At 32.7% G+C, this 18,520-nt stretch carries 10 protein-coding genes; 3 read left to right on the top strand and 7 right to left on the bottom strand.

Features of this window, described 5'->3' with window-relative positions:
* Positions 1–114 precede the first annotated feature (114 nt).
* The 7 genes from JM82_RS14540 to panC form a co-directional block, all read right to left on the bottom strand.
* Complete coding sequence (locus tag JM82_RS14540; protein ID WP_145005617.1) at positions 115–3,015, bottom strand: PQQ-dependent sugar dehydrogenase; 2,901 nt, start codon at positions 3,013–3,015, stop codon at positions 115–117.
* A gap of 27 nt (positions 3,016–3,042) precedes the next feature.
* On the bottom strand, positions 3,043–8,784 hold the full coding sequence (locus JM82_RS14535) for a LamG-like jellyroll fold domain-containing protein (protein ID WP_145005614.1): 5,742 nt from the start codon (positions 8,782–8,784) through the stop codon (positions 3,043–3,045).
* 400 nt (positions 8,785–9,184) lie between these two features.
* Positions 9,185–10,546 carry a DNA repair protein RadA gene (gene radA, locus JM82_RS14530; protein WP_145005610.1) on the bottom strand — a complete coding sequence of 454 codons (1,362 nt, stop codon included), beginning with the start codon at positions 10,544–10,546 and terminating at the stop codon, positions 9,185–9,187.
* Positions 10,547–10,549: 3 nt separating this feature from the next.
* Positions 10,550–11,695, bottom strand: coding sequence for an alpha/beta hydrolase (locus JM82_RS14525; RefSeq protein WP_145005607.1), 1,146 nt, complete (start codon positions 11,693–11,695; stop codon positions 10,550–10,552).
* Positions 11,696–11,731: 36 nt separating this feature from the next.
* Positions 11,732–12,688 (bottom strand): YbhN family protein, encoded by a 957-nt coding sequence (locus JM82_RS14520; RefSeq protein WP_145005604.1) that lies wholly within the window; start codon positions 12,686–12,688, stop codon positions 11,732–11,734.
* Positions 12,689–13,039 (bottom strand): aspartate 1-decarboxylase, encoded by a 351-nt coding sequence (gene panD, locus JM82_RS14515; RefSeq protein ID WP_028284112.1) that lies wholly within the window; start codon positions 13,037–13,039, stop codon positions 12,689–12,691.
* 13 nt (positions 13,040–13,052) lie between these two features.
* Positions 13,053–13,901, bottom strand: coding sequence for a pantoate--beta-alanine ligase (gene panC, locus JM82_RS14510; protein WP_145005600.1), 849 nt, complete (start codon positions 13,899–13,901; stop codon positions 13,053–13,055).
* Between the two features lie 110 nt (positions 13,902–14,011).
* On the opposite strand from panC, the gene JM82_RS14505 reads away from it, so the two are divergent.
* The 3 genes from JM82_RS14505 to glmS are packed head-to-tail and all read left to right on the top strand — an operon-like array spanning position 14,012 to position 18,339.
* Positions 14,012–14,821 carry a glycogen/starch synthase gene (locus JM82_RS14505; RefSeq protein ID WP_145005597.1) on the top strand — a complete coding sequence of 270 codons (810 nt, stop codon included), beginning with the start codon at positions 14,012–14,014 and terminating at the stop codon, positions 14,819–14,821.
* A gap of 29 nt (positions 14,822–14,850) precedes the next feature.
* The gene (locus JM82_RS14500) at positions 14,851–16,485 is read left to right on the top strand and encodes a DUF4270 domain-containing protein (RefSeq protein ID WP_145005594.1); all 1,635 of its coding nucleotides are present in this window, start codon (positions 14,851–14,853) and stop codon (positions 16,483–16,485) included.
* A gap of 6 nt (positions 16,486–16,491) precedes the next feature.
* Entirely contained in the window at positions 16,492–18,339 is a 1,848-nt protein-coding gene (glmS, locus tag JM82_RS14495) for a glutamine--fructose-6-phosphate transaminase (isomerizing) (protein ID WP_145005591.1), read from the top strand.
* The last annotated feature ends 181 nt before the right edge of the window (positions 18,340–18,520 follow it).

The raw sequence follows: 18,520 nt of genomic DNA, 5'->3' as shown, positions 1-18,520 counted from the left end.
TTTTCTAATTTCGTTATAGAGTCGCGAAATTAAGGAATTCTGTTTAAAACTCTGATTATTGAGCATAAAAAAACTCCAATGCAAATGCATTGGAGTTTAATAAAAAAATATTATTTAAATTTTTATAATTTTTTTAGAAGCTAAAGTTTTATTGTCTTCCACAATCGTTATAAAATAGACACCACTATTTAATTGACTTAATTGATTAAATGTAGTTGTATCTTGAGATTTACTTATTATTTTTTGCTGAATTATTCGACCTTGTAAATCTATTAGTTTTACATGCGTTTCTTTGTTTGATAGATTTGATAGTTTAACAGAAAACGCATCTTTAATAGGATTAGGATAAACACTAAACACAGCTAAATCAAAATTTTGAATAGATAAGGTTGGCGCAACAATATTGACCATATAGTCTTCTACTTCTGAATCTTGACCTGCTTCAACAATGTCTCCACAACTAACGCTTGGTGTCCAATATTGCCTAGAAGCTATACGCATTCTTGTAGTACCATTTGGTGTATTTAAAGGTATGATAAATGTATTAACCCTTGGACTATTACCTGTTATACCAGTTGCATCATCCCAAACTTTTTCTCCTTCATCATTAAAACTTCCGTTTTGATTATAATCTATCCATACAGCTACTCCGGAAGCATTAAAACTTGTATTAACACTTAACGAATACGAAGTCTCACCATCAGCTTTTAAAGTAACAGGTGAAACAGCTGTATAATTAGTATATGATGAATTTCCTGATGATGAATTATTAATAAATGTAGCACTCTCACCATTTATGGAAACATTAGAAATATAACCATTTGAAACACCCTGTGATGCACAATATGTAATATCTGTTGTAGAAAATGTTATTAATGGATTACTATAATTGGAATAACTTGTTCCACAAACAGCCCTAACTTGTGCTTCATAATTAGTATTAAAATCTAATCCGGTTAATGAAACACTATTTGTGTTGGACGCTATAGTTGTCCATGCAGATGCGCCACTAACTCTATATCGAATTTGATAAGTTGTACCTTGCAAAATATCCCATTCTAATTCCGCAGAAGTATTAGTAACACTTGTCACTATCACATTAGCTGGATTGGCTATTGGGTTTACAATAACATTTTGATTTGAAACCACAATTCCTTCTGATCCAGCATCAAATGTCCACTGCACTACAAAAGCACCTTCTGAAGTATAATTAGTAGGATCTGATGTAACACCAGTGTAATCCACACAATTATAGTTTAAAACTGGTGCAATTGCTGTAACAAAACAATAACCAGAAACATCCGCTAATACAGGAGCTGTTATAGGCTCTGAAGTGTTATTAACAGTGACCATTGCAGCACAAGTATCTTCACCTCCATCCTCACTTATAACTGTTAAATAAACCTCCTGAGGTATTCCGATGTGTGAGCAATCAAATGTATCCTGATTAATAAACATAGTATCCACATTTGTAGACCCATTATCTATATCTGCTGGAGTAATTGTAGCTTGTCCATATGCATCTAATGCTATAGTAATATCTTGACAATTTGCAATAGGTGCATTGGTAATTTGTGGCCCTACATATTCAATTTTAATAATTACTCCAGGATTAGATATTGAAACACCACTATTAGATGAAGGACCAGAGGTCCCTCCTGCATTGTCAGTTACAGCATAAATCGTTAATCCATCTGGAGAAATTGCTATATCGCGATATCTATCGTTTGAAGAATGAAATTCCTCATAACCATCAATAGACCCAACGTTATCATCACCAATAATATCACTTCCATTTGCAGTTAATTTAGCTCTGTAAATTGTTCCTTTTTTTAAAGTAGGAATTAACAATGATCTTCCCCAATTAGGGATTGTATTAGCTTCATGAATATCAATACTTGAAGGAGCTACACTTGGCCAAGTAAACCAACCTCCTGGAGGATCTATAGCTACAGTACCTCCATAGGTTCCGATTGGTGGCTCAAAATCTACTGGCAAATCATTACTTGTAGGATAAGATTCAAATTCTGTTGCAGTTTCTGCTCCTGCAGGACAATTGTGATCACTAAAGTCACCAGCATTACAAGTCCCATTTAATGAGGACCAATTACAATAGGTATATGCCATGTTATCATAGTAACCTGCTATTTGAGGCCATCCATAATTTTTACCAGATTTAATTATGTTTATTTCGTCATCTACCTTAGCGCCATGCTCTGAAGCATAAAGTGTCCCATCTGCTGCAAACACAATTCCTTGAACGTTTCTATGTCCATAGGTATAGACATGACTTTTCACTCCGTTTAAAGTTGGATTATCATTAGGAATACTTCCATCAATATTAATTCGCAACGTTTTACCTGGATAATTATCATAATCTGTTGATGATGTTGGTAAAATTTGTGCTAAAATAGGGTTACAAGCATAATCAAATTGATTTGCTCCTTGATCACCTATGGTATAATATAGCTTATTATCTGGCCCAAAAATTAATCTGCCAGAATTATGATCGCCACTTGCTGGAACACCTTCCAAAATAGCTCCATTGGGAGAAAGCGCAACATCCTCGGTTAGAGTTCCTGATACACTATTGTAAACTAATCGCGCTATCCTTAGTTTTAAATCTCCACCATCATTGTAGGTATATGATACAAAAACATAGTTATTTATTGACACCATTGGATTATATAAATCTGGATGTATTGCCATACCCATTAAACCTCCTTGTTTAGAATAAGTTACTTTAGCACTTAAATCTAACATAGTAATTGGTGTATTTGTTGCTGTTGTTGTGCTAATTCTTGAGATTTTTTCACCAACACGCTCAGTAACCCATAAATCTCCATCAGGTCCAACAGTTATTTCCCAAGGATAGTTTAGCGCGTTATTAGCTGTTATTTTTGTTGTAGTCCAGTTAGCTCCTGCTGTAACTGCAGTGGCACTTGGCGTCATAGTAACTTGAGCTTTAAGCGATAGCACAAAAAGCACAACAATCAATTGTAAAGTTTTTTTCATTTTAGTTTTTATGGAAGAGTGGTGAGATTAATCTATTATAATTTTTTTGTTTAGTATTTTACCTTCAACTGTTTTTAATATTACCACATACATACCTGTACTAGCATTTTTTAGACTAATACCGGATTGCAAATCTTCAGCTTTGATATCTTGAATTTGAAAAATTTTCTGACCTAAAGCATTAAACAATGTTAGTGACTTAAGATCTTGATTTGATTGTTTTGCAAACAATTTATTACTGTTTGAATTGTAATAAATACCAAAATCGTTATTAAAAGTAAAACCGTCTGTACTTAATGTTTCTGACCCTTGAAATACAATATCAAATCTATTAGTATATATACCTGACTGCGATGTAAAATTATAACCTTGCTCTTGTGATAAGTCATAATAAGTACCCGTAAAATTATCTAATAAAAAAACAGGCTGATCTAATGGAAAATCAACAAATTGAGTCGCTTTTATATTGTACATACCATTACCGTCCGCTTTAAATGTTAAGTCAATTACTTTATCTGATGTAATCTCTGAATACGCCTGAAGCACCATAGTATTTTCCTCTAAGACCATTAATAAATCATTATTAAAAGTCTCATATGCCTTTGCATCGTAACCATAGTCAAATTCATCACTTGTTACACTACTAAAACCCATTACTATTTCGCGTCCCAAACCATTAGAAGTGGTTAATTGCAATCTGATTTTTTTAATCACATCTTCTGTATTTGATGCTTCGTCTTCAATATTGGATGCTACTTGCCTAAAAAATATTGTTTCGTCCGTTGCTTCTGTTTTAAAAACACGTTGCGAGTTTAAAAATTTAATATCACCATCGTTAACAATTTCTACTACAAAACCTTGAGCTACTGGTAAAAATTTAGTTGGTGTTTTTACACCTTCTGCAGGTCCACCACCACTTTGAGTTGAGTCTCCATTTAATCCAATAAATTGATATGCTTTAACACCTGCCAGATTATTTACAGTTGCATACCCTCCTTGATATTGATTTAAAATATGTGTATCTCCAGCCCATTGTTCCCATAAATAAATCTCTCCACTTATTACGCTACTATTATCTGCTAAAAAGGAAGTTACATTTAATGCTGAAGGATATGGGTTTCCTAAAACCGAAATTGTTCTTGTCGAACCACCAATAGAACCTGGACCACCTGTATCTAACGCAGTAATAACAACTGTTCCGTTATTTGGTTTTCCTTCAAATAAATATTGATAATCTGTTGTACCTACACCTACTCCTTTTTGTGAGTAACCGTATCCTGTTGGTATAACATCTGTTTCATCAAAATTTAACCAATTATAATATGAATATCCATTTTGATAAGTATGCGTCCAATATGTACTTATGCTTCCTACTTGGTCATAACTGGATGTAAATGGTATTGCTGCTCCAGATTCATCTTTTAAAAGATCTAAAGTAAACGGAGTATTATTTAAGTTAGAGGTTAATCCATTATTATTTGTGATGGAAGACACGCCTAAAGCTCCAACTGGACTCGCCCAATAGTTGTATCGATATTTATTATTTGTCCCTTCTTGTCGTCTTAATATTTTACCTTGAGAACCTGTCACTAAATCACTTGAAATAGATTGTATTAATTGAGAATCACCTGGAAGATCTAAGGTACCGTTTAACTCCAAATACCATGAATTATCAACATAATTATCACCTGATAAGTTAAATATTTTATCTGACTGAATTATTAATCCTAAGAGAGTATGTGATGTTGCAGTAGAAATGTTGTTGTTAATTTTAACAATACTCCAATCTTTATTTTTTGCTATTTCATTTATATCCCATACCTCTCCATGTTGCCAATTTGCTTCTGTAGTCCACAATCCATCTTGACTAGTTTGATAAGGTAAAGGTGCTGTTTGAAAATAAATATTTTTAATATTATACAATTTAGCTCCTGTTGACTGATCTATTGTTGGTGTTACTTTATTATCTGTGATGTCACCTTTGTAAGCATCCATTTTATAATAGCGCACTAGATTATTGCCTATATCATTTGTGGAAATGTTTTTAGGAATTATCTTTCCTTGATTAAAGTTTTCGTTTTCATTTAATTCTTGGTATACTGTTCGTTGTACCTCATCTTTTGTGAGCGCTACATCAAAAACTCTGACTTCGTCAATTTCTCCATGGAAGTAGTTTGAATCTGAATTAGCCAACCTACCAATAGTAAAGTTAGAAGGATCCGCATTGATAACTCCAACATTTACAGGATCACCTTGAGCTTGACCATTTAAATATAAAATTGTTTCTGACCCATTTATTGTTAATGCTAGATGCATCCATATACCATCTTCGACAATATCTGTAGAGGTTAAAACATTATTACCATTTAATACAACTGAAACCGAATTATCGGAATCATTTACCATTAAATAAAAATTACTTTGGCCAGCCACTATTCTATTTGAATTAAACGTATTATCTCCTTCTGATTTTATCCAAGTCATTAATGAAGCAGTTCCACTTGAAATTACATTACTATCCTGAACGTAATCATTACGACCGTCAAAATATAGACTATAAGAATCTTCTATATCTCTTGGCGACCCATATAGTGTATTATCAGAATCAAATGCATCCAAAACACCATCGTTATCCGCATCAGTGCTTCCATCTATAACACCATTGTTATCCACATCTAAAAAATAGTAAATAGTATTACTAATATCACTACCATTTGAAATATCATCTAAATTATCATTACTATCTACATCTAAATAGTCTGGAATACCATCACCATCAGTATCTACGGGAAAATTATATCCATTATATCCTGCTCCATGATCATCTGAGTCCGCATCGTTATCATTACCATCTATTAATGCTAAAAGACCATCATTATCAAAGTCGTCATTTGCTATACCTGTACCAGCATCATTACCATCTCCGATACCATCTCCATCTATATCCAAGTCGCCAAATCCATCATTTTCGACAACATCAAAAATAGAATCATTATCAGAATCTAAATCCAAATAATCTGGAGTACCATCTCCATCTGTATCCAAACCCGTCAAGCCTTCAAATGCATCATGCATTCCATTACCATTACTATCTGACCATGCAACTCCAGAAAAAACCAATCCATCTCTATCATAATCACCACCAAATGGAAAAGCTCCATATTCATATATATTAGGTATACCATCATTATCATTATCTAAATCAAAAACATCGACTACTCCATCGTTATCTAAATCGCATAATGATTGCGTTATTCTGATATCATCTAAAGCTAAATCGTTACCTAAACCTCCAGGTGAATTATTTATAAATTGAATAACAAATTCTGATTGATTAATAATTATTGATGTCCCAAACTCTTTCCATACAGAATCCACACAACTATTTCCAGAATTACATCTGGTAATATCACCAGTATCAAATGAAGCTAACTCTGTTGTGTAATCAGATGATAAAAACCTAACTGTGATGTTTGGATTTATTCTAGGCAACTCGCTTGAGCTAAACCTATTATCTGCGTTATCTATATTTATAGCCCAAAAACTATAGTTAACAGGTACGTTTGGTAAAATCCCTGATATTGCTGTTTCATAAAAAACACCTGGATCCGTTGCTGCATTAAATATTGCCATCCTTCCGTTTGTATCTCCTGGTGTATGGTCTTCTCCTTTATACCAAGCATAATGAGCAAAATTTGCAATATTTTCTCCCGTAGCAGTGACATTATTATTTAAAGCATCACCATTTGTGACAGAGTAATGTACGACGTACTCTCCATCATTTAGGTTTACATCTGCATCACACTCATCTGCAGATAATCCAGAAACACCATCTTCATAACAATATGAAGTAGTTACTCCAATTGTATTTCCATTTATAGCTGCTCGATTTAAACCAAATCCAAAATCTTCATTTAAAAATTCGGTTTCAACAACAGAAGCATTACTATACAGTAAACACTGTAATTGTTCTTCTCCATCAGTTATACCATCATTATCATCATCAATATCAATATTGTTTGACACACCATCTCCATCTGTATCAGGATACAACTCTTGACCATCCCCTTTAATTACGTATGTAAAAGGGTTCTCGTCCGGATCGTCACTATTTAACAACACGACAGCTGTAATATTATTATTTATAGTACTTGGATCAAAACTAATTGAAAAAGATACAACGCCTCCCGCTGCAAGTGTTGTTCCTGCTGCTGGCTGTGTTAAGATAGAAAAATCAGCACTCGAACCTGCTTGAAGTTGGACTGGAACAGCTCCTAAAACTAAGGGCTGAGAACCACTATTAACTATTTCAAAAACTCTTGTTTTTGCACCACCATTAATATCATAAGTTCCAAAGTCGGTAAAATTAGAATACGTAGTTTGGGTTTGTCCATTTGTAATTTCAGAACTATTTCCTGTTACAGTTATATCTTGAGGCGCACTAGGATCTAACCCTATATTGACTTTATAATCTTCATAATCTATTACTGTAGCAGTAGAGCAACCACTGTCAGGTGACCAATATTGTCTCATACCAATACGCATAGTAGTTGCACCATGAACTGCAGTAAAAGGAACAGTAAACTCCCTTGAAGCATAAGGAAAAGATACATTAGACTCCTCTCCTCCAGTATTACCACCAGAACGATACACCCTCTCACTTCCTGTATCAAAAACACCATCCTGATTAAAGTCTATAAATGCGACCCATCCAGACCTATGATTACTAGCAGTTAAAGTGGTGTTTCCATCTATTAAAATAGATAAGTCATAACTATTTCCTAAATATAAATCTGCAGCAGGAATATGAGTAAAATCCTCGTAACCTCCTCCATCGCCTGAGTCATTATCAATTGTAACGGTTTCTCCTGGTAAAGTGACATTAGTAATGTATCGTATTCCATTTGTTACTCCTGATGGTGTACAATAATTATTTAAGACAGTTACAGATACTGTACCTTGCACACATTGATTAATATTATTACATAAATTATAAGTAAAGCTATCTGCACCTAAAAAATTAGCGTTTGGAATATATTGGAAAGTACCATCCGAAATTTCTGAAACCGCTCCATTACTTGGCAATGTAGATATAGCATAATCATCAGAGTCACCACCTGTAGTTCCAATATAATCATTGGCAGCTACATTTACTTGATTATCCAAACCAGCAGTACTGTTTTTAGTCACAGTCAATTCCTCATTTACAGCAATTGGTGTAGCAGATATTGGTGTTACATTTAATGTGTAATCTTCCACCTCTGCTCTATCAATAAATGTACAGGCATCCGTAATACTTCCTCCATGGTACGTTGCAGCAACCCTTAAAACAACTGACCCTGGAATCGAAACATTATCTACTGTAAAAGATGCATTAGTAGTATAAGTTGATAGATTATTATTTACCGCTATACCTGAATCATAAACCTCTATATAAGTTCCATTTCCCTCATAGTCAATCCACATTTTCACCTTTACATTTCCCCATGTCTCCTTTACATGATCAATAGTCACATTATAAGTGTTACCGACAGTCACATTTACCGATTGAGAAGTAAAATCTTTATATACAGAATTATCACCTCCTGAAAAATTAATTAGTTGACTTGCTCCATCTCCATTTATTTGCACATTGCTAATATTAAAATAATTCCATGATTGCATCCCTGTAGGAATACATTGTGCTTTAACCGTTTGATTACCGATTAAAAGCAAAATAAACACCACTACTTTTAAGCAAATATTTGCTAGAGTTTGTTTTAAAATCATTTGTTTAAGGAATAATATATTGATATTGAGCACATCAAAATGTTGTTTGAAAGAAAATTCAGATAAATTAGTATGAAAAATGTTTTTGTCTATAAAAAACAAATAACCAAGTTAAAAAGTGTTTTAACCTAACTATTTTATCAAATAAAAGCGATATTTTCTCACCCTTCAAAACACTCATAACAAACTAACTTATAGATTTATAGCATATATTTTACTTTCTTTTAAAAGCTATGAGGGAAAGGATTTACAGTAAAGCAAGATACCTACGACAAATATCATATGTAGGTTTCAATTTACCTTTTATTTTCGTTAGAACGTAATATTAATCCGTTTAAAAACACAAAGCATTATTTTGTTCATTAAAAAACTATCTCAAAATTATATTTACAATTGAAGTTTAAGTAATTATCAAATCCACCAAGTCTTCAATTTTAGAGATTAATTGAATTTTAATTGCAGTATTTTTTAAAGAAATTTTATTGTATTTAGACACAAAAATAGTGGAGAAACCTAGTTTTTCTGCCTCAAGTATACGTTGTTCCACACGCTGTACTGGTCTGATTTCTCCAGATAAACCAACTTCTGCAGCAAAACAAAAATTTGCTTGCAAAGCTTCGTCCTCATTTGAGGATAATATTGCTGCTACCACTGCTAAATCTATTGCTGGATCATCCACAGATATACCTCCAGTTATATTTAAAAAAACATCCTTTGCGCCAAGCCTGAAGCCTGCACGTTTTTCTAAAACTGCTAACAACATATTTAGTCGTTTAGCATTAAATCCAGTTGCACTACGTTGAGGCGTACCATAAACTGCTGTACTAACCAATGCCTGAACCTCAATCATTAATGGACGCATACCTTCTAATGTTGCTGCTATAGCGTTACCAGACAACTCGTCATCTTTTTTTGAAATTAATATTTCGCTTGGATTGGAAACCTCTCTTAATCCCGAACCTTGCATTTCATATATTCCAAGTTCGTGTGTAGATCCAAATCGGTTTTTTTGCGCACGTAAAATTCTAAAAACATGGTTACGATCTCCTTCAAACTGAAGCACTGTATCTACCATGTGTTCTAATATTTTTGGTCCAGCGATGTTACCATCTTTTGTTATATGACCAATCAAAATTACTGGTGTATTGGTTTCTTTAGCAAATTTAATAAGCTCTGTCGTACACTCTTTAACCTGGCTGATACTTCCACTTGAGGACTCTATATAATCAGAATGCAATGTTTGAATAGAATCAATAATTACAATATCTGGCTCTAAGGCTTCTATTTGCTTAAAAATATTTTGTGTTTTTGTTTCAGTAAGAATGTAGCAACTTTCGTTTTCCGGGTTTATACGCTCGGCACGCATTTTTATTTGCTTTTGACTTTCTTCTCCAGAAACGTATAAGGTTTTATAGGGTAATTTTAATGAAATTTGAAGTAACAATGTACTTTTACCAATACCTGGTTCTCCACCCAAAAGCGTTAAAGATCCTGGTACAATCCCACCACCCAACACACGATTAAATTCCGCATCAAGCGTATCTAATCTTGCTTCTTTAGAGGAATCAATTTCGTTTATTCTTAATGGTTTTGATGCTCGTTTTGTATTATTAGTAGGTGTTTTCCAATCGCTTTTTTCTGGTTTTTGCACAACCTCTTCAACAATTGTATTCCACTCCTTGCAGGCATTACATTGTCCTTGCCATTTAGCATATTGCGTACCGCAATTTTGACAAAAAAAGGTAGTTTTTACTTTAGCCATAAGTTAATATCCAAAATCTGCTTTAATCTGTTCTGATAATTCTAAAACGTGATCTTTAGTAATACCTGCTATTTCTGATAGCACATAAGCCGACTGGTATGTTTTCATTGCTTTTTTAGGCTCTCCTGTTTCTTCATAAAAGCGTCCTAAATAATAATTTCCTAATAATGTATCTGGATATTCTTTTCTAGCTAATTTTCCTAAATCTTCAAAATATTCCCAATTTTCTTTCTTTTTAATAGCTGCTTCAATTGCTTTAAAATCGTTAATTAAAATTGGTTTTTCTATTCCAAACAACTCATCAATCATTTGGTATTTTTCCGTCAGGTAATCCACTGGATTGCCTTCTAGATTTAGAATTGTTTCTTTGTACTCTTTTTTACTAATTGGCTGAAACACTAAAAAGATACTCTCTAATGCTTTAGGAATTGCGTGAGTGGGTAAGGTGTAGTGTGATGGTCCATCAAACGTCTCAAATGTTTTTAAAACATTATTATTGTCTATTGCTTTTAATGCGTTAGACAAAGCTTCAGTTTGTTCATGAATATTTGAGGCATCATTGGTAGTACTTGCTAAATAGTAAAACGTTTTTTGTTCTAGTTTAGGAAATACTTCTGTTAAATAATTAGCCATATCTGGAGCTAACTCTGGACTTAAAACAATATAAGATTGAAATAAAGGAATACCTTTTAACAGATAGTAATTAATAAAATTTGCTGTTTTACCATGTCCTACAGCAACTTTAAAGTTTTCTGTACGGAAGGTTTTATCTATAAACGGAACCAACTCCATGCTAATAAACTCAAAAAAGGCTGCACCACTTTCGATTGGCAGAGAGTTTTGTTCGCTATAATAACAATCGTTTTCTCTTAATCCGTATTGATTAACACCGATAACAATAGCTTCTGGTATGTCTTCCCAATAGGCATAATAGTCCACATTTCCTGCAACAGGCTCAAACAAGTAATCTGCATCAAAAACATATATAACGGGATATTTTTTACTTGATGTATCGTAGTTTCTTGGTAATTGGATTTTTATTTGTCTAGTTTCTCCTAGCCTTTCAGAGTTAAGCTCTTTATATATAGTTTGCGCGCTAAGGTTAGACGTTAAAAATAAACCTACAAATAGAAAAAAAATATGTTTCATGATGTGTGATGATTAAGTTTGGGTGTAAGTTACAAATTATTTGTTTCGGTTAAAAAAGGGAAGGTATAATAACGAAATTCCTCCAAAGACAAAAACCAAAATTGTTTGCGAGCTCCACATAATCCAACCAAACGCACGACTTGGGTCCACTGGTAGATTAAATAAAGTAAAAGCAATAACAATAGCTTCTGGATACGACCCTATACCTCCATTTGTAGCTGCAATACTAAAACTTGCTAAAATAAACCCTATTAAAACAGCTCCAAATGGCATAGCGTATAAATCGGGAAAAGCTAGCGTAGTTACATAAAACATAAGCACGTACATGGTCCAAATAAATAAAGTGTGAAATATAAAGGCCCACTTTTTTTTCATTTTAAAAATACTAAGAGCCCCTTCAATCAAACCAGTTACAAATCCTTTAATTTTTAAAGCTATTTTTGACTGACTTCTTTTTATAAAAAGAATAAAAAATAGTGCTAAAACCGTTAAGATTAGTCCTGCAACCAGGATTTTAGTAAAATCAAATTTATCCACTAAAAAACTATATATAAAGTCAAACTGCAAAAACAAAGTAATTGCTATTATACCTAGCATGACTATCATATCTGCTATACGCTCTGCTACTATTGTACCAAATCCTTTTTCAAAAGGGACGCCTTCATAATTAGTCAATATAGTTGCTCTTGCTACTTCTCCAGCTCTAGGGATTGTGTAATTAATTAAGTAAGTAGCAAATACAGCCATTATACTATTGCCTAATTTTATTTTATAACCTAAAGGTTCTAACATAAACAACCAACGATAGGCTCTAGACAAGTGACTTAGTAAGCCAAAAAAAACACCTAACAAAATGTATTTATAATCTGCATTTTTAGCAAACTGAACTATATCCGTAAAAGATAATTGAGATAGAGAATACCATATTAAAAAAACTCCCAATAAAATTGGGAGCGTTATTTTTAATATTTTTACTAGAAGCCTTTTGGACATTTACTTTAACAGGTTGGTCGCTTCGTCAGGAAATACTAAAGAAGGCTTAAATACTTTAGCTTCTTCAATATCCATAAACGCATACGTTATTAATATCAAGATGTCATCTTTTGCAACTAATCTTGAGGCAGCTCCATTTAATGTGATTTCACCACTGTTTCTTGGGCCAGGAATGGCATATGTCTCTAGTCTTGCACCATTGTTATTGTTAACAATTTGCACTTTTTCACCTTGAATAATATTTGCTGCGTCCATTAAATCCTCGTCAATGGTTATACTACCTATATAATTTAGGTCAGCTCCTGTTACTTTTACTCTGTGAATCTTAGATTTTACTACTTGTATTTGCATAGGGCAAAGATAATTAATTTAGAGCGATATTATCTATTAATCTGATGTCGTCTGCATAAACTGCAATAAACGCTCTGTAAGTGTTAGTTTTATTTTTTCTTTTTACGGTTTTTAAAGTGTCAACATCAGCTATAATAAAATATTCTAATTGCAATAACTCATGTTTATCAAACTGTTGTTGAACCCACTTTGTTGTTTTATCTGCACTTTTTGTGCCAAACTTAACTTTAGCTTCTTTAAGTGTTTTGTATATAAAAGGTGCTGCTTGTTTGTAATCAGGTTTTAAACGTACATTTCTAGAACTCATAGCTAAACCTGAGATTTCTCTAAAAATATCACAACCAACAATTGTTACTGGCAGATGATATTTACTTACTAATTTTTTTATAATTGCCAATTGCTGGAAATCTTTCTCTCCAAAGTAAGCGTTATTAGGTGTTACAATTTCAAATAATCGTTTAACAATAGTACCTACACCATCAAAATGTCCAGCTCTAAATTTTCCTTCCATTTCAAACTCCAAGCCATCAAAACTAAATTGTTGGGCTTTTGTATTACCATCATAAATATCATCTACAGTTGGTGCATACACAATTATTTTGTTAGAAACGGTCTTTAAAAGAGCAATATCGTCCTCTAAAGTTCGTGGATATTTTGCTAAATCGTCAGCATTATCAAATTGAGTAGGGTTAACAAAAATACTAACAACTAACCTTGAGTTATTAGCCAATCCTTCCTTTACCAATGACAAATGTCCTTGGTGTAAAGCTCCCATAGTAGGCACAAAACCAATAGTTTCTCCCTCTTGTTTTAAAGAAGAAATATGGGCACCAATTTTAGATTTATTAGTAAATACAAGCATTTTTAATATTTAATTAACGGATGCAAACTTAATATTTTAGTGGCAATCTGCATAAAATTTTGTACTTTTGCGTGTTTTTTAATGATAATTCTGAAAAAGCTATACAATATATGAAAGATAAGAGGATATTATATGTATCATCTGAAGTGGTGCCTTATTTACCGGAAACAGAAATTTCTTCAATGTCATTTGAAACACCTAGGATGATCAATCAGCAAGGTGGACAAATAAGAATTTTCATGCCTAGATATGGAAATATCAACGAAAGAAGACATCAATTACATGAAGTTATCCGTCTTTCTGGTATTAATTTAGTTGTGAATGATTTAGACATGCCTTTAATTATTAAAGTAGCCTCTATACCTAAAGAACGTATTCAAGTTTACTTTATAGATAACGATGAATATTTTAAAAGAAAAGCAACACTTACAGATGAGGATGGAAATTTATTTTCTGATAATGATGAAAGAGCTATCTTTTTTGCTAAAGGTGTTATTGAAACCGTTAAAAAATTAAATTGGTCACCAGATATTATTCACGTTCATGGATGGTTAGCCTCTTTACTACCACTATATTTAAAGCAATTTTACAAAGACGAACCTTTATTTAACGAAAGTAAAATTGTTACTTCAGTATATAAAAGTGGCTTTGAAAACGAGTTAAATTCAAAATTAGTTGATAAAATTAAATTTGATAATATTGATGAAGATCAAATAAAGGATTTAGTTAAGCCTACTTATAATAATCTAATGAAGGTAGCAATAGACAACTCTGATGCCTTGATTGTTGGATCAGAAGATTTACCTGAAGAGCTAACATCCTATTTAAAAGAATCTAAAAAACCTGTTCTAGATTTTCATGCTAAAGACGAATTTAGCGAAGCATACACTAATTTTTATACAACTAGCGTTTTAGACTAACGCAATATTGCCATATTTAAGAAATATCTATGAAAAGATTCATATTAAAAAGCATCAAACCATTAGTCGTTTTGATGATTATTGCCTTTACCGCTATTGCTTGCGACAAAGATTTTGTAAATGTAGAAAGTGATATTAGAGGTGCTCAAAATTTTTCTACAAGTAGTAGAGTATTCCCTTTTATAGCATACAATAAAAAATTAGATGGAGTACAAACAAGTGGTTTATCTAGTAATGTTTTAGGTATATATAACGATCCTAATTACGGATCAACAGCTGCAAGTTTTATCTCTCAAATTACACCTGACGATTTAGCTCCAGATTTTGGTGACAATCCAGCAATACTTTCTGTTAAATTATATCTTCCGTATTTTTCTACAGTAACTGAAACTGATGAAGATGGTAACTCAACTTACACTCTAGACTCAATATATGGTGATTCTTCAAGCCCTTTTAAACTATCTATTTACAAATCTAGTTACTTTTTAAGAAACTTAGACCCTGAAACAAATTTTGAGGACGAACAAGCTTATTACTCAAACGCTTACACTAATTTAAACTTAGAAGCTTTTGAAGAACAATTACTTTATCCTGCAGATCCTAATCAAACATTTACACCTAGTGCTTTAGAGCATGTAATTCAAGCAGAGGTTGAACCAGGAGAAGACCCTGAAGTTGAAGAAAGATTAGCACCAGGAATTTATGTTGATTTAAACGATCCAAGTATTGTACCTGCTAACTTTTGGGAAGACATAATCTTTGCTGCAGACGGAAGCGCAAACCCTGCAATTACAAATGCAGCTGACTTTAAAAACTTTTTTAGAGGATTAATTTTAAAAGTTGAACAAAACGATACTTCTGTTGACGGTAGCTTACTGTTTTTAGACCTTACTACTAATGCTAAAGTTGAAATTAAGTATGAATATGATGGTGATGACGCAGGAGATAGAGAAACAGGAACCTACACCTTTAACTTTAACGGTAACAAGTTTAATACTTTTACAAACCTTTCAAACTTTACACCATTAACAGACGGAAATAGCACTTCTGGTGATGATCAATTATTCATTAAAGGATTTGAAGGATCAATGACTGTTTTAGACTTATTTAATGGTAACATTATTGACGAAAACAACGCTACTCAAGATTCTTGGGAATACTTTAAAAGTAAAAATGGACAATGGTTGATTAATGAAGCTAATCTAAATCTATATGTAGATCATAGTACTTCTACTGGAGGAGCATCAGAGCCAGACAGGATAATGATTTATGATTTAAAAAACAACCTTCCAATTATTGATTATTTTGTTGATGTAACTAGTAACTCAACAGATCCTTATAACTCAAAAATAATTTACTCTCCAAAACTTGAAAGAGATGATAGCGGAAACGGAGTAAAATATAAAATTAGACTTACTGAGCATATTAATAACATCTTATTAAATGACTCGACTAATACAAAATTAGGTATTTACGTTACTAATAATATTAACTTATTTGGAACTTCAAAAGTATTTAATACTAATGAAAGTAACATTGTAAATATTATTCCTCAAAGTTCAGTTATCGCTCCAGAAGGAACAATACTTTATGGAAATACACCAGCTGTACCAGAAAACGTAAGAGCTAGTTTTGAAATTTTTTATACAGAACCTGAAAATTAAATTATTATGTGTGGTATTGTTGGATACATAGGTCATAGAGAAGCTTATTCTATTGTAATGGAAGGCTTAAAACGATTAGAATACAGAGGTTATGATAGTGCAGGTATTGCGCTATATGATGGCACTGACATCAAATTATCTAAGACTAAAGGTAAAGTCGCTGATCTAGAAGAACGTGTAAAAGAAGAAATCACAACAGAAGGAACAATTGGAATAGGTCATACAAGATGGGCAACCCATGGTGTACCAAATGATGTAAATTCTCACCCACATTATTCTAATTCAGGTGATCTAGTTATAATTCATAACGGAATTATTGAAAATTACGACTCGATAAAAACAGAGCTTATAAAAAGAGGTTACGTTTTTAAATCAGATACAGATACAGAAGTCTTAATAAATCTGATTGAAGAAGTTAAGAAAAAACAAAACGTAAAATTAGGTAAAGCTGTACAACTAGCACTTAACGAAGTTGTTGGAGCTTATGCTATTGCTGTTTTTGACAAAAACAAACCAAACGAAATTGTCGTAGCTAAACTAGGTAGTCCTTTAGCAATCGGTATTGGAGAAGACGAGTTTTTTATAGCAAGTGATGCCTCTCCTTTTATTGAATACACAAAAAATGCTATTTATCTTGAAGATGAAGAAATGGCGATTGTGCGTCGAAATAAAAAAATAAAAATCAGAAAAATTAAGGACGATACTGAAGTTAATCCCTCAATGCAGGAGCTTAAGTTTAATCTTGAGCAAATTGAAAAAGGTGGTTACGAGCATTTTATGCTTAAAGAAATCCATGAGCAACCAAATGCAATCAGGGATACTTACAGAGGTCGTTTATTAGCCAAAGAAGGAATAATCCGCATGGCTGGTATAGATGATAATATAGAAAAGTTTTTGAATGCTAATCGTATTATTATAGTAGCTTGTGGTACTTCTTGGCATGCAGGATTGGTAGCCGAGTATATTTTTGAAGACCTTGCTAGAATACCTGTAGAAGTAGAATACGCATCAGAGTTTAGATACCGTAATCCAGTAATTACAGAAAAGGATGTGGTAATAGCAATTTCTCAATCTGGAGAAACGGCAGACACACTTGCAGCGATTAAATTAGCAAAATCAAAAGGTGCTTTTGTTTTTGGAGTTTGTAATGTCGTTGGATCTACTATTGCTAGAGAAACAAATGCAGGAGCATATACACACGCTGGACCCGAAATAGGTGTGGCTTCCACTAAAGCTTTTACAACACAAATTACTGTTTTGACTTTAATAGCTTTAAAGTTAGCTAAAGCTAGTGGAAGTATGTCAAATTCAGATTTCCATCATCATTTACAAGAGTTAGAGCTAATACCTGAAAAAGTAAAAGAAGCTTTAAAAGCAGATGAACACATTAAAAAAGTTGCCGAAATATATAAAGACGCTAAAAACTGTTTGTATTTAGGTCGCGGATATAATTTTCCTGTAGCTTTGGAAGGTGCATTAAAGCTAAAAGAGATATCATACATTCATGCAGAAGGTTATCCTGCTGCAGAAATGAAGCATGGACCAATTGCTTTAATTGACGAGCAAATGCCTGTTTTTGTAATAGCTACTAAAAAAGGACACTACGAAAAAGTTGTAAGCAATATTCAAGAAATTAAATCTAGATCAGGTAAAATAATAGGTATAGTTACTACTGGAGATGTAGACGTTAAAAATGTTGCAGATCATGTAATTGAAGTACCAGAGACAATAGAGTCTTTAACTCCATTACTTACAACAATTCCACTTCAACTATTATCATACCATATTGCGGTAATGCTTGAAAAAAATGTCGATCAACCACGAAATTTAGCAAAATCTGTTACTGTAGAGTAGTCAGACAACTGTTTATACATCAAAGACGCTTTAAAGCTTCTAATTACGCAAAAACTAACCCTCTTTTTTGTGAATAATTAGCTTTAAAGCGTCTTTTTTTTAGAAATACTTATTATGCGTGCATAATTTATTCTCACTTTTTCTAAAAATTTCGTTAAAAAACGTATATTGGCATTATAAA

The sequence above is a fragment of the Olleya sp. Hel_I_94 genome, from assembly GCF_007827365.1.
Taxonomy (GTDB): domain Bacteria; phylum Bacteroidota; class Bacteroidia; order Flavobacteriales; family Flavobacteriaceae; genus Olleya.
This window is presented reverse-complemented; position numbering and strand designations above follow the sequence as displayed.

What these genes read in the sequence shown, in the direction of transcription:
- JM82_RS14525 (WP_145005607.1), bottom strand. Translation starts at nt 11,695, where the DNA reads ATGAAACATATTTTTTTTCTATTTGTAGGTTTATTTTTAACGTCTAAC.
- panC (WP_145005600.1), bottom strand. Translation starts at nt 13,901, where the DNA reads ATGCTTGTATTTACTAATAAATCTAAAATTGGTGCCCATATTTCTTCT.
- JM82_RS14535 (WP_145005614.1), bottom strand. Translation starts at nt 8,784, where the DNA reads ATGATTTTAAAACAAACTCTAGCAAATATTTGCTTAAAAGTAGTGGTG.
- JM82_RS14520 (WP_145005604.1), bottom strand. Translation starts at nt 12,688, where the DNA reads ATGTCCAAAAGGCTTCTAGTAAAAATATTAAAAATAACGCTCCCAATT.
- radA (WP_145005610.1), bottom strand. Translation starts at nt 10,546, where the DNA reads ATGGCTAAAGTAAAAACTACCTTTTTTTGTCAAAATTGCGGTACGCAA.
- JM82_RS14540 (WP_145005617.1), bottom strand. Translation starts at nt 3,015, where the DNA reads ATGAAAAAAACTTTACAATTGATTGTTGTGCTTTTTGTGCTATCGCTT.
- JM82_RS14505 (WP_145005597.1), top strand. Translation starts at nt 14,012, where the DNA reads ATGAAAGATAAGAGGATATTATATGTATCATCTGAAGTGGTGCCTTAT.
- glmS (WP_145005591.1), top strand. Translation starts at nt 16,492, where the DNA reads ATGTGTGGTATTGTTGGATACATAGGTCATAGAGAAGCTTATTCTATT.
- panD (WP_028284112.1), bottom strand. Translation starts at nt 13,039, where the DNA reads ATGCAAATACAAGTAGTAAAATCTAAGATTCACAGAGTAAAAGTAACA.
- JM82_RS14500 (WP_145005594.1), top strand. Translation starts at nt 14,851, where the DNA reads ATGAAAAGATTCATATTAAAAAGCATCAAACCATTAGTCGTTTTGATG.